Origin of the sequence: Bacillus xiapuensis (genome assembly GCF_002797355.1) — a bacterium.
In the GTDB taxonomy this organism is placed as follows: domain Bacteria; phylum Bacillota; class Bacilli; order Bacillales; family Domibacillaceae; genus Bacillus_CE; species Bacillus_CE xiapuensis.
In genome coordinates this window covers 1799664-1812931 of the sequence record NZ_KZ454939.1, presented here as the reverse complement: position 1 = coordinate 1812931, position 13268 = coordinate 1799664, and the positions used below count along the sequence as shown (strand labels likewise).

At 46.8% G+C, this 13268-nt stretch carries 11 protein-coding genes; 5 read left to right on the top strand and 6 right to left on the bottom strand.

The window, feature by feature from the left end:
- Positions 1-2: 2 nt before the first annotated feature.
- Both CEF20_RS09025 and CEF20_RS09020 read right to left on the bottom strand, forming a co-directional pair.
- Positions 3-1328, bottom strand: a complete 1326-nt coding sequence (locus CEF20_RS09025) for an aminotransferase family protein (protein WP_100331498.1) — start codon at positions 1326-1328, stop codon at positions 3-5.
- A complete protein-coding gene (locus tag CEF20_RS09020; protein ID WP_100331497.1) occupies positions 1303-2718 on the bottom strand; it encodes an APC family permease in 1416 nt (471 codons plus the stop codon). Before CEF20_RS09020 ends, CEF20_RS09025 begins: the two co-directional genes overlap by 26 nt.
- A gap of 121 nt (positions 2719-2839) precedes the next feature.
- Here CEF20_RS09020 and CEF20_RS09015 point away from each other — a divergent pair, with 121 nt between their 5' ends.
- The 3 genes from CEF20_RS09015 to gndA all read left to right on the top strand — a co-directional run bounded on the left by CEF20_RS09015 (position 2840) and on the right by gndA (position 6309).
- The gene (locus CEF20_RS09015; RefSeq protein WP_100331496.1) at positions 2840-3037 is read left to right on the top strand and encodes a hypothetical protein; all 198 of its coding nucleotides are present in this window, start codon (positions 2840-2842) and stop codon (positions 3035-3037) included.
- Between the two features lie 127 nt (positions 3038-3164).
- Positions 3165-4358 (top strand): DNA polymerase IV, encoded by a 1194-nt coding sequence (locus CEF20_RS09010; RefSeq protein WP_100331495.1) that lies wholly within the window; start codon positions 3165-3167, stop codon positions 4356-4358.
- 541 nt (positions 4359-4899) lie between these two features.
- A complete protein-coding gene (gndA, locus tag CEF20_RS09005) occupies positions 4900-6309 on the top strand; it encodes an NADP-dependent phosphogluconate dehydrogenase (RefSeq protein ID WP_100331494.1) in 1410 nt (469 codons plus the stop codon).
- 66 nt (positions 6310-6375) lie between these two features.
- Here gndA and CEF20_RS09000 read toward each other — a convergent pair whose 3' ends face one another.
- Both CEF20_RS09000 and zwf read right to left on the bottom strand, forming a co-directional pair.
- Positions 6376-6996 (bottom strand): cyclase family protein, encoded by a 621-nt coding sequence (locus CEF20_RS09000; RefSeq protein WP_100332058.1) that lies wholly within the window; start codon positions 6994-6996, stop codon positions 6376-6378.
- A 17-nt stretch (positions 6997-7013) separates the two neighbouring features.
- On the bottom strand, positions 7014-8516 hold the full coding sequence (gene zwf, locus CEF20_RS08995; protein ID WP_100331493.1) for a glucose-6-phosphate dehydrogenase: 1503 nt from the start codon (positions 8514-8516) through the stop codon (positions 7014-7016).
- Between the two features lie 187 nt (positions 8517-8703).
- On the opposite strand from zwf, the gene rnz reads away from it, so the two are divergent.
- Positions 8704-9618, top strand: coding sequence for a ribonuclease Z (rnz, locus tag CEF20_RS08990; RefSeq protein ID WP_100331492.1), 915 nt, complete (start codon positions 8704-8706; stop codon positions 9616-9618).
- Between the two features lie 76 nt (positions 9619-9694).
- Here rnz and namA read toward each other — a convergent pair whose 3' ends face one another.
- A complete protein-coding gene (gene namA / locus CEF20_RS08985) occupies positions 9695-10711 on the bottom strand; it encodes an NADPH dehydrogenase NamA (RefSeq protein ID WP_100331491.1) in 1017 nt (338 codons plus the stop codon).
- A gap of 277 nt (positions 10712-10988) precedes the next feature.
- Positions 10989-11816: a pyrroline-5-carboxylate reductase gene (gene proC / locus CEF20_RS08980; protein ID WP_100331490.1), complete on the bottom strand. Its 828-nt coding sequence runs from the start codon at positions 11814-11816 to the stop codon at positions 10989-10991.
- A 470-nt stretch (positions 11817-12286) separates the two neighbouring features.
- Here proC and CEF20_RS08975 point away from each other — a divergent pair, with 470 nt between their 5' ends.
- Entirely contained in the window at positions 12287-13258 is a 972-nt protein-coding gene (locus CEF20_RS08975; RefSeq protein WP_100331489.1) for an MBL fold metallo-hydrolase, read from the top strand.
- Positions 13259-13268: the final 10 nt, after the last annotated feature.

Sequence of the window (13268 nt, the reverse complement as noted above, 5' to 3'; positions counted from 1 at the left end):
GTTTACAGTGTGCTTTGGACAGCTAGAATCGATTCTTTTAAAATGGCGACCATCCTATGGACTTCTTCTTCATTGATCACGAGAGGAGGAGAGAAGACAATCGTGTCAGCGTCGCCAAATGTCACCGTCCGCAAGATGAGTCCTCGTCTCCTTGCCTCCGCAATGATGACTGGCGATATTTTTTGCGGAAATCCTTCGCTCGTTTCTTTATTTTTTACAATGTCGACAGCACCGATCAGGCCGAGGACTCGAATGTCACCGAGGATATTCGTTTCCGTTTGCAAAGCGGTTAATTCTTGCAAAAGCAGGTCGCCCATCCTTTTGGAATTGTCGGCCAATTGTTCGTTTTCGATGATTTCGATGTTCTTTAAAGCAACCGTACAAGCCGTTGGGTGTCCGCTGTAAGTGAAGCCATGCAATAGCGTGCCTTCTGAATACCGAATCAAGTCACGATGGAGGTGCTCCCGAAGAACCACGGCTCCTAAAGGGATATAACCGCTGGATATCCCTTTGGCAAGCAGCATCATATCCGGTGTGATTCCCCAGTGTTCGCAAGCAAAAAGCTTTCCGGTGCGCCCAAAGCCAGTAATGACTTCATCTGCAATCAATAATATATTGTGTTCGTTGCAAATCTCGCGGACTTCTTGAAAGTAGCCGTCTGGAGGAATATTAACGCCGCCAGCGCCTTGAACCGGCTCAGCAATAAAGGCCGCGATGGTATCGGCTCCTTCTTGTTCAATTGTTTTTCTTAACGCCTCCGCAGAGAACGGTTCTGTATGCAAAAATCCGGGCGCCAAAGAAGTAGCCATTTGCTGAAAGTCTTGAATGCCTGTAGCGCTTGTAGAACCAATCGCTACACCGTGATAGGCCTTTTCCTGGGAAATGATTTTCGTTTTATGAGGCTGCCCCTTTAACTTCCAATAATGGCGTACGAGCTTATAAGCCGTATCATTTGATTCTGAACCGCCGGAAGTAAAAAAGACAGCATGTAAATCTCCCGGCGTGATGCTGGCTATTTTTGCTGCGAGCCGAATCGCCGGCTCATTGCTGAACGTGGCAAAGCTGGAGGAGAAGGCCAGCGTTTCCAACTGTTTTTTAGCTGCTTCAGCCAATTCTTTTCTCCCGTACCCGACATTCACATTCCACAGAGAAGCCATTCCTTCAATATAGGTTTCACCATTTATATCCGTGACATGTACTCCCTTGCCTTCTTTAAATATGATCGCAGGTCCGTTGGCTTGCTGCTCTTGAATGGAAGAAGTCGGATGAATGAAATGCCTTTTATCCATTTCTGCCAATTCCTTAGTTAACGCGTCTTGTTTGATCATGCTCTGATCCCCCTTTATTTAGTGATGAAGCCTTCTTATTGGATGCTCCTCTTGCTAAAAAGAATGCGCCGATCCCCCACCATGCCAGCGTAATAATCCACTCATACGGCCAAATGAGGGCGGAAGGCATGCCAGGCATATATAAAAGAATGAAGCCGAACGTCAGTATGAGAGAAATCCAGCCAATGGATGAGCTTTTTCCAGCTTGAAAGGGTCTTTCCAATTGCGGGCGTTTTCTTCGCAGAACGAGAAAGGACCACGAAACCATAAAATAAGCCAGTACGATGGCCAAACCGCCAGCATCAACAAACCATACAAGCGCAGGGCGGCCAAGAAGCGGACTTAAAGTAGACAGCAGCCCGATCGCGAGAATAGCGTTGGAGGGAGTTTTGTGTTTCGGGTGTATTTTGCCGAACCATGCCGGCAAGGCTCCGTCTTGCGCCATGGCATACATGATGCGGCTGCCGCCGATAATAAAAGCATTCCAGCTCGTTAATATTCCGGCGATGCCGCCTAAAATTAAGATCTTGGAAAATAGCGGTGAGCCAAAAGCTGCTCCCATAGCGTCTGCTGTCGCCAAGCTGGCACCCGCCAACTCCTGCGAGTCAAGACTTAAAGAAACGCCGAAGATAATCAGGACATACCACAGTACCGCAAAGCTTACGGATAATACAATAATTTTTCCAATGGCTTTCATGGGAATCTTCATTTCTTCCGCCACCTGAGGGATGACATCAAAACCGACGAATAAGAAGGGAGTCATTATCATCACGCCCATTAGTCCCGCAGCTCCGCCGGCAAACAGCGGCTCCATATTCTTGATTTCTCCGCCGCCCAGTGCCGAGCCAAATACAAGCATGAGCCCGATGACCGTTAATACCAATGTCAAAACAATTTGCAAAAACGCGGCTTGCTTTACGCCGACCCAGTTAATGATCGTAACTATAATGGAACCCATCATGCCAACGGCTGCCCATGAGAGATATACATCCCAGCCAGCCAGCGTCCATAGATAGCCGGATTGATAGTCTGGAAAGATATACTCGACAACTGTGGGCAAAGCGACCGCCTCAAAAGCAACAACAGAAATGTATCCTAGAAGCAAAGCCCAAGCGACGATAAACGCCGCTTTCCTGCCTAACGTTTCCTTGACAAAATGATAAGCACCTCCTGTTTTCGGAAAGACAGTGGTTAATTCTGCGTAAGTTAAGCCGACAAACACAACGAGAATGCCTCCGAGCAAAAATGCGATAATCGCCCCGATAGAACCGGCTTTTAAAATCCATTCTCCGGAGAGCACAACCCAGCCCCATCCAATCATAGCGCCAAACGCTAATACCAAAACATCTGCACGTGATAACACTTTGTTAAACTCTTGCGTTTTTTTCATCTCATCCTCCTATCCACGATTGTAAACGCTGTCATTTTATTTTATGGTGAGAGCAAGAAAAGCTGTACGATCCAAGCGGTCATTTTCTTGCTGTCCTCTCTCTTACTTGGGAGAAAATGCAATGACCAGCCAGAGTTTGGCTTCTAAAAAAATAAAGCCAGCCGTTTTCAGCCCATGCTCAAAAGCATGGAGGAGAAAACATACTGGCTTTTTGTTTACTGAAACTTTTCCGGCGGGAAAAGCGAGCAAACTAAACAGTATTTCTATAGAAACTGCCGTCTGGATAAAACAGCGTTTACGGCTAGCTATAAAGTTATAAACAGTTTATAACATTTCAAATAATCTGTAAATATTTTTATTTTTGGCTAAGCTGTCAAAGAGATTCCGTTTCAAATGGCTTCTTCCTTGCTATAATAGAAGAAAAGCTCAATAGGAAGTGGGGAACTGTGAAAAATTATTACCCTAAGAACGGCCGGGTCATTTTGCATGTGGATATGAACAGTTTCTATGCTTCGGTAGAAATTGCTCATGATTCTTCCCTAAAAGGGAAACCGCTTGCGATTGCCGGAAACCCGAAAGAGCGCAAAGGAATTGTAGTTACTTGCAGCTACGAAGCGAGAAAGTTCGGTGTACGCACCACGATGACAGTGCGGGAAGCCAAAAAACGATGTCCGCAGCTGCTCATCCTGCCTCCTGATTTTCCTAAATATCGCTCTGCTTCTGCGGCGATGTTTGACATACTGCGGCAGTATTCTGAGCTGGTTGAACCGGTTTCTATTGATGAAGGATATGTGGATATTACCAACAGCTTCTCTTTAGGCACACCGCTTGCGATTGCAAAGTCCATCCAGCAGCAACTAATGGAGGAGCTGTCACTCCCTTCCAGCATAGGGGTTGCGCCCAATAAATTCCTGGCGAAAATGGCTTCAAATATGAAAAAGCCGATGGGGATTACCGTCTTAAGAAAGCGGGAGATCCCGGCGCGTTTATGGCCGCTTCCAGTGATAGAAATGTATGGGGCGGGCAGGAAAACAGCTGAGAAGCTAGCTGCTGTTCAGATTCATACGATTGGAGATTTGGCTGCGGCAGACGATCTGGTCTTAAAAAAACGTCTTGGCATCAATGGGCTTCGTTTGAAAGAGCGCGCCAATGGGTGCGATAACAGAAAAGTCAATCCCGATGCGATGAATACATGGAAAAGTGTCGGACATTCATGGACGCTTCCCAGAGATGTTACAAACCAGCAAGAGCTGATTAGCATTATTCAGCAGCTGACGGAAAAAGTCACAGCCCGCCTCCGCAGCAAGATGGCGTTTGGAGCGACTGTTTCCGTGACCATTCGTTACAAAGACCGCAAAACGATTACCCGCAGCAAAAAGCTTCCGTGCCCGACCGGCGAGCAAGACGTGATTTTTTCAGAAGCGAAAGGGCTGCTGTTAAAGAATTGGAATGGCAACGGAGTCAGGCTGCTGGGCGTGGCAGTGCAAGATCTTGGGGATAAAGAAGAAACAGGGGTGCAGCTCGACCTGTTTTCCTACGAGCAGGCGGCAAAAGAAGAGCCGCTTAGTGATGCGATTGAAAAAATACGGGAAAAATTTGGGGTCCAAGCGATCAAAAAAGGAGTCCGCATCCGCAAGTGATTGCCAGGCATGATGACTTATGGGGCTTGGTTTCCAGGCATCTCGTTATCCGCTGCACCTGGCTAGTATAAGCGGTTTTCAAACAAGAACAATTAGGATATACTGACCGTAGGATCCCCATTTTGCCGTAAAAAGCAGCGGGTCTCCGAAGAAAAGGGGCGTGATGCAAAGCGACTTCTTTCAACTGTCTAAAGGCGGCATTTTAAGGACTTTTAGCTTTCATTTTCACTGGCTAAGCATCCTTTCTTAATAGAGAGGTGATGTCCGCCTTTTTAGAAATCGGGTTCCTGTGCTTTTGCCTGTATAACGAAACTAGTCCTCCCGCTCCCACGGGCTGTAGGGAACTCCATATTTTAGGGGAAGCGGACCGGTTACGAATCTTTCGCGGATTTGCTCCATCATAAATTTTTAAGATAAACGCTGAAAATCGCGGGATCGCCTGCTTTTTTGTTGCGCGACTTGCAATATATTGATACATTTGTTAAGCATATACCATAGCTTAAAGATGCAAAGTTTTGGATTGAAGAGAGGAAGTGGAATCGTGCCACAACAGCAAATTGGTGTCATTGGATTAGCAGTAATGGGCAAGAATCTTGCCTGGAATATTGAAAGCCGCGGTTACACGGTATCGGTATTTAACCGCTCCCGTGAAAAAACAGATGAGATGCTAGCGGAAAGCCAAGGAAAGCAAATTGTTGGTACATACAGTATTGAGGAATTTATTGAATCATTGGAAAAACCTCGGAAAATTTTGCTGATGGTGAAAGCAGGTGCAGCTACAGATGCTACTATTGACCAGCTAAAGCCATTTTTAGAGCCTGGGGATATTTTAATCGATGGAGGAAATACCTTCTTTAAAGATACTCAGCGCCGCAATAAAGAGCTGAGCAGCAGCGGTATTCATTTTATTGGCACAGGTGTATCCGGCGGTGAAGAGGGAGCGCTAACAGGACCTTCCATCATGCCAGGCGGACAAAAAGAGGCTTATGATCTGGTGGAGCCGATCTTAAAGGATATTTCAGCGAAAGTGGATGGAGAAGCATGCTGCACATATATCGGTCCTGATGGCGCCGGCCATTACGTAAAGATGGTGCATAACGGCATTGAGTATGGCGATATGCAGCTGATTTCCGAAGCGTACTTTCTATTGAAGCAAGTGCTCGGCTTAGAGGCTTCAGAACTCCATGAAGTATTTGCGGACTGGAACAAAGGAGAATTGGACAGTTATTTAATTGAAATCACAGCGGATATTTTCACCAAAATGGATGAAAAAACGGGCAAGCCGCTTGTGGATGTGATTTTGGATAAAGCGGGCCAAAAGGGAACAGGGAAATGGACGAGCCAAAGCGCGCTTGACCTTGGTGTGTCCCTTCCATTAATCACGGAATCTGTCTTTGCACGCTTTATTTCTGCTATAAAGGAAGAGCGGGTACAAGCCAGCAAGCTGCTGAAAGGACCGAAACGAAATGCCTTTGACGGCGACCGCTCAGAATTTATCGAAGCGGTGCGCAAAGCGTTATACATGAGCAAAATCTGTTCCTATGCTCAAGGATTTGCCCAAATGAAAGCCGCATCTGAGGAATTCGGCTGGAACCTGCGCTACGGTGACATCGCCATGATTTTCCGCGGCGGCTGCATAATCCGAGCACAATTTTTGCAGAAGATTAAAGAAGCCTATGACCGGAATCCGGAATTAACGAATCTGCTTCTGGATCCTTATTTTAAAGAAATCGTAGAAAATTATCAGCAAGCTCTTCGTGAAGTGATCGCGATTGCGGTCAAGGCTGGGATCCCTGTACCGGCTCTATCGGCGGCACTGTCTTATTATGACAGCTATCGCACCGCTTCTTTACCGGCTAATTTGATCCAGGCGCAGCGTGACTATTTTGGCGCACATACGTATGAACGCATTGATCAAGAAGGTATTTTTCATACGGAATGGATGAAGTAAAACAAAAAACAACAGCGAGATTTCAGTCTCGCTGTTGTTTTTTTGATGAACAATTGCATCAGTCAATTAGCTGTTCCAGTTCTCAATAAGCAAAATGCGCGCCGGCGAAGCATCTGTGCCGAAAATCTTAAGCGGCGCGGCAACCATGAAGTAGCTTCCCGCTCTGACATCTTTTAATTTCAGGCCTTCCATAATAATTACGCCATTATCCATTAACAAACGATGGGTGGGGTGTCCCTCTTGCGCCCGTTCGATCCCTAACGCGTCAATGCCGACACCGGCTACGCCGATTTCTGTTAAATAAGCGGCCGCATCCTCAGCCATGTAAACAAAGTCAAAATTAAACTGTTCATCAAAGGAGTTTTTGGTTTTGAACAGCAGAAAGTCATCTTTTTCAATTGCGGCATCCGCTAATTCGGATTTGGTGATTTTTTCTGTTGCTCCGGTCACATCAATCACTTTGCAAGGACGGACGAGCTTTTCAATCGCAATCGTTTCAATGGTAGCACCGTCATTGATCATATGAAGCGGAGCATCGACGTGTGTGCCCGTATGAACATCCATCGAAATGCGGGATTCGGTGACATGGCCGTTCGTATTCGTTTCGATGGACGGCTGCTTTTCGGGCTTGTTTTTGTACACGGGCATTCCCGGGTAAATTGGAGCGGTTACATCATAAATCTTCATTTTCCATTCATCCTTTCTTAATTGCATACATCCACTTCGAGTGTGGAAAGCGGCCACCAAAAGAACCCATCTTTCTCCAGCAGCTCATCGGCTGCCTTCGGGCCGGTAGAGCCGGCTTCATAATTAGGAAACGCAGCTTGCTTCATTTCCCAATAATCCGAGATGACGTCAACAAAGCGCCAGGATAGAGCGACTTCATCCCAGTGAGTGAAGTTGGTCGCATCCCCCCTCAGGGCATCGTTCAGCAGCTTTTCGTAGGCTTCAGGAGTGTTCATTCCGTCCACGCTATTATTAGCGTAGCTCAACTTCACCGGATTGGTCAGAAGATGCTGTCCCGCTCGTTTAGCATTCAAATGAAGTGTGATTCCCTCTTCGGGCTGAATATGGATAACGAGCAAGTTAGGGGCAAGCGGCTGATCCGGCTGATAGTATAAGTTCATTGGAATATCTTTAAACTGGATCACAATTTTAGTCGATTTAGAAGGCATTCTCTTGCCGGTGCGGATGTAAAACGGAACACCTGCCCAGCGGAAATTATCGATCATCAATTTCCCGGCAACAAATGTTTCTGTGTTGGATTGGGGGTCAACGTTGACTTCCTGACGGTATCCTTTCACGGGCTCTCCTTCTATTTCTCCAGAGCCATACTGGCCGCGGACAAAGTACTGATCTACATTTTCTTTCGTGATCGGCCGAAGCGCACGGAACACCTTCACTTTTTCGCTGCGGATTTCATCGGTGGACAGCTTGATTGGCGGTTCCATGGCAAGAAGGGCCACCATCTGCATTAAATGGTTCTGCACCATATCTTTTAAGGCGCCGCTCTTTTCATAGTAGCGTCCGCGTTCTTCCACACCGAGCGTCTCGCTGGATGTTACTTGAATATTGGAGATATAACGATTGTTCCAAAGCGGCTCAAAAAGGGCGTTGGCGAAACGGATGGCCTCGATATTTTGCACCATTTCTTTCCCGAGATAGTGATCAATGCGGTAGATGTCTCTTTCCTCAAAGGATTGACGAATCTGCTGATTAAGCTTTTCAGCGGAAGGCAGGTCGTGCCCGAAAGGTTTTTCAATGACAAGACGGTTATACCCATTCGTGTCTGTCAATCCGTCGGCTTTCACATGATCAGCAATTGTGCCGAAGAACTCCGGTGCCATAGCCAAGTAAAACAGCCGGTTTCCTTGGAGGCTGTATGTATCATCTAAGCGGTCAGCCAATGCTTTTAGTGAGCGGTAAGAGCTTGAATCCGACACATCATGAGCTTGATAATAAAAATGCGAAATAAAAGCATCCAATTGCTCAAGCTGCTTTGTTGAATCGGCAATCGCTTCCTTTACGTGCTGTCTAAATGTATCGTTTGTCCAATCTCTGCGGGCGGTGCCGATGACAGCAAACTGATCGCTGAGGCTTCCTTTGCGATAGAGCCGGTAAAGAGAAGGGAATAGCTTTCTTTTGGCTAAATCGCCGGTTGCTCCAAAAATTAATATAAGTGCTGCTGGAGTTTCTTGTTGGTTCACAGTATATTACCTCACTTTATAGTGTATGAAACTATTCTCTATTGCATTTTTCCACAAAAGCTGTTTTCATACAAGTAATTCTTATCAATGGGAAATTTGTACGGAAAAGACTGGCATATCAAGTAGGGTTATGACAAAATATAGTGTAGCATAAAGAGTAAAAGTGGACGCACAAGGAAGTGGAATTATGGAAGTATTATTTTTGGGAACGGGGGCCGGCGTACCTGCAAAAGTGAGAAATGTAAGTTCGTTGGCACTCAAGATGCTGAATGAGCGGGGAGCCGTATGGCTGTTTGATTGCGGAGAAGCGACCCAGCATCAGATTTTGCATACAGCGCTGAAGCCGCGGCGAGTGGAAAAGATTTTTATTACACACTTGCACGGAGATCATATATTTGGGTTGCCCGGTTTTCTCGGAAGCCGTTCGTTTCAAGGAGGCGAGCTTCCGCTAACGGTCTTCGGGCCGGCAGGCATTCAGAAATTTATTGAAGTAAGCCTTGATGTCAGCAAAACGAGGCTGCAGTATGACTTGGACGTGATAGAAATTGAAGAAGGGATCGTGTTTGAAGACGATCGCATGCTTGTGGAAGCCCGCAAGCTGGATCACGGCATCCTGTCTTACGGTTACCGTGTTTGTGAAAAGGATAAGCCGGGAGCGCTTTTGGTTGAGAAGCTGCAAGCTGATGGTGTGCCTCAAGGTCCGCTTTATAAAGAAATTAAGGAGGGGAGGCCTGTTCTTTTGGAAGATGGACGAAGAATTCTTCCTGAAAGATACATGGGGCCGCCTCAAAAGGGAAAGGTGATCGCGATCTTAGGGGATACACGTTCCTGTGCCGCGGCAGTAGAGCTTGCCCGCAACGCAGATCTGCTTGTTCATGAAGCAACATTTTCAGCAAGCAGTTCGCAAATGGCGCATGATTATTTTCATTCCACCACTCAGCAAGCGGCAGAAATCGCTAGAAAGGCAGGAGCCAAAGCTCTTTGTTTAACGCATATTAGCTCGCGTTATACGAGAGAAGAGACGGTTCTTTTGAAAGAGGAAGCTGAAGAAATCTTTACCCCGGTAACGGTAGCGCACGATTTTTTAGAGCTGTCTTTATGAAAAAAGTCTGACCTCACTTTATTGATCTGGAATCATCAAAGGACCCCAGATCAATGGCTGTGAGAGCCAGACTTTTTTAGTTCCACGCTCTTTGATATTGTTCAGGAGCACTCAGCTCCGCTTTTAATTCTCGGGCGGCTTCACGCGGCCAGTACGGGTTGCGAAGCAATTCTCGGCCCAGAAAGATCAAATCGGCACGGTCATTCTGCAAAATTTCCTCAGCTTGTAAAGCGGAGGTGATCATTCCGACAGTGCCAACCGGAATATTGGCGCCGTGCTTTACCGTTTCTGCCAGCTTCACTTGGTATCCAGGATAGGAGTGAATGCTGGCTGGCACAACGCCGCCGGAGCTGACATCGATTAAATCAACGCCCAGCGATTTCAGCTGTTTAGCTATTTGACTGTAATCATCAGCAGTTAAACCGTCTTTATGATATTCATGCGCAGAGATGCGGACGAGGAGCGGGCCGTCCCATTCTTTCTGAACGGCTCGAATGATATCGCTTAAAAAGCGCAGGCGCTTTTCGGGACTGCCTCCATACTCATCATTGCGCTTATTAGTCAGCGGAGAAAGAAACTCATTAATTAAATAGCCGTGGGCTCCATGGATTTCAATAATGTCAAAGCCGGCTGCTTTGGCGCGTTTGGCTCCAGTGGCAAACGCGCCAATGGTTTGTTCGATCTCTTCCTTTGTCATTTCTTTCGGTATTTTTGATTTTTCATCAAAAGGAAGAGCGGAAGGGGCAAGAATATCCCCGCTTACCGTTGACTTGCGTCCCGCGTGAGCCAGCTGAATGGCTGTTTTGGCGCCGTGTTTTTTCACCAAGGAAACCATTTTGGCTAGACCGTCAATATGCTCATCGCTCCAGATGCCAAGGTCCTTTTCGGAAATTCTGCCTTCAGGAGTGACAGCGGTCGCTTCTATCATAATGAGTCCCGCTTGTCCGACGGCTCTTGTCGGGTAATGGATGAAATGCCAGTCTGTTGCTTTTCCGTCGGTGCCTGCTGAATACATGCACATCGGGGACATAACGATCCGATTTTTCATCGTAACGTTTCTGATCGTATAAGATTCAAATAGTTTAGCGTTCATATCCATCCTCCTGTTTTCGGTGGTTCGTTTTTTATCCTGCATGTGTCAGCTGCTTTATCTCCGCTTCAAGAATGAAGCGGGAAACGAAAAGAAAAGTCTGAGCGGAGGATCACGGCATCTCTATATCCGATTCATTCGGGTCTGCATGACGCAGGCTGCAAAGCCGCTGCGATGTGAGCCTCTGTTCTTCTTTTCAACAGCGGAGGGAAAGTCTCCTTATTAAAGGTTCACTTTATTATAGCAAGGGAAGGAAAGAAGCTGAAATGATTGAACTTGATCAGTGCTTGGCGCGGGACTGAAAAGCGAGCCCTAGCCGCTGTGACTGAGCTGCTGCTTCTTTGATACAATCAATAAAGGCTTCTTTTACTTGCCGATTTTCTAATACGCGCAGACCGGCTTCTGTTGTGCCTCCTGGACTGGTGACAGCTTTCTTAAGCTGTTTCGCTTCCGCATCCGGCGCCGACAGCATTTCAGCTGCTCCTAAGATTGTTTGAATAATCAGCGGCTTAGCGACATCTTGTTCAAGTCCTAGCTCTTCCGCTGCCTGCTCCATCGCTTCTGCAATATAGTAAAGGTAGGCGGGCCCGCTGCCTGAAAGCCCCGTTACGGCATCTAACTGCTCTTCTTTCACGATTTTTGTCAGGCCGATGGACGAAAATAAAGAAAGCGCTGTTTGTTTTTGCTCCTCGCGCACTTGGCTGTTTAACGCGATCACTGTCGCGGATTTGCCGACTGCAGCCGATGTATTAGGCATCGCCCGGATGATGGCGCAGGGCTTATTTATCTTTTTCTCAATGAAATTGATCGTGACGCCAGCCATCAGTGTAATAACCAAAGTGGATGGCGTGATAAAAGGGGTGATCGTCTCGAGTGCCTCTTGGGCGTCTTTAGGCTTCATGGCCAGCACCACGACCTTGCTTTCTTGCAGCATTTCCGCGGTCTCGTAACTTGTCTGAATACCGTACTTTTCTCGTAATTCTTGCAGTCTGCTTCTGTTGGATTTATTCGTTGCGTACACATCCGTCTGACGCAATGCGCCGTTTGAAATGGCTCCGGAAATGATGGCTTCGGCCATCGCTCCGGCTCCGATAAACACTGTTTTCATCTTCGGTAATGCCTCCCTCTGTGATTTCAATTAAAAAACCCTTTCATCCTCTGAAAAAAGGACGAAAGGGCGTGTAAGCTTCCGTGGTACCACCTTTATTTGCAGGCCGCTCAAAACCCGCACACTCATATCCCGCTAACGCCGGGGGACGTTTAGGTTTCCCTAACAGCTCGCAAGATAGGTTCAATAAAAAAGAGGGTGATGGAATCTTTCAGCCGCCGGATTCCATTCTCTGGCACCTTTTTTTATTTACTGGTTCTTGTCATTGCCGGTTTCACTTATTTGGTTGATATTTATAAGTGATTATGCAAAACGACCGGCCTGTCTGTCAAGCATCAAAATGTAAAATGTTCCGATCGTATAGGGAATAGTAAGAAAATAATGAAATTTTTTGGCGATCCCTTTAAAATGAAATGTAATAGCTGATCTATTGCTACACAAAATTGCTTATAGAGGCAGGTGCTGAATGTATGAATGTGGAACGCTTCGGAGATATTGCCCAAATCACATTGCCTACCCCCTTTCCAATTGGCGATGTCAACGTATATATTATAATGGGCGATCCGCTGACGCTGGTTGATGCCGGCGTCAAAACGGCGGCTGCTTGGGAGGCGTTTGTCAGCGGATTATCGCAGCTCGGCTATGCGCCGGAGGACATCGGCCAAGTTGTATTAACTCATCATCATCCGGATCATATCGGTTTGCTTGATTTTTTGCCGGATGATACGATTATCATTGGCCATCGTTATGGAGCGAATTGGCTTTCAAGAGATGAAGAGCTTAGAAGAGATCATTATTGTTTCTTTCGCGGTTTATTTTACCAGTTTGGTTTACCGAAAGAAATGGAGCCGCAGCTTAATCAAATTCAAGAGCCTTTGTCATTCGGCTGTGATCACAGCGAATTGACCCTTGCAGTGAAAGAGGGCGACCGTCTGCCCGGACTGGTGGATTGGATCGTTTTTGAAACCCCGGGACATTCGCAAAGCCATTTAGTCTTTTTTCGCGAGCGGGATGGCACATTGCTTGCCGGGGATCATGTATTGGCTTCTGTCTCATCGAATCCTTTGCTTGAGCCTTCTTTGCTGCCGGGAGAGGAGCGGCCAAAGCCTCAGGTTCAGTACAATCATTCGCTGAAAAAAATGCTGGAGCTTCCGATCAGCGTAGCTTACACCGGCCATGGCAAGGAGATTAAACGCATCCATCCACTGATCATCCGCCGCCTTGAGCTTCAGCACAAACGGGCTATGCAAGTGAAAGAAATGCTTGCAGAACAGCCGCTGACGGCTTTTGAGGTATGCAAGCAGCTGTTTCCCAATGTATATAAGAAGCAGATGGGGCTGACGCTTTCAGAGTCTGTCGGTCAGCTTGATTACTTATTGAGTATAGATGAAATCGGTGTTCATCCCGATGACCGAGGGATTCTTTATTATTTTCCATTATAGAAAGGAGGGG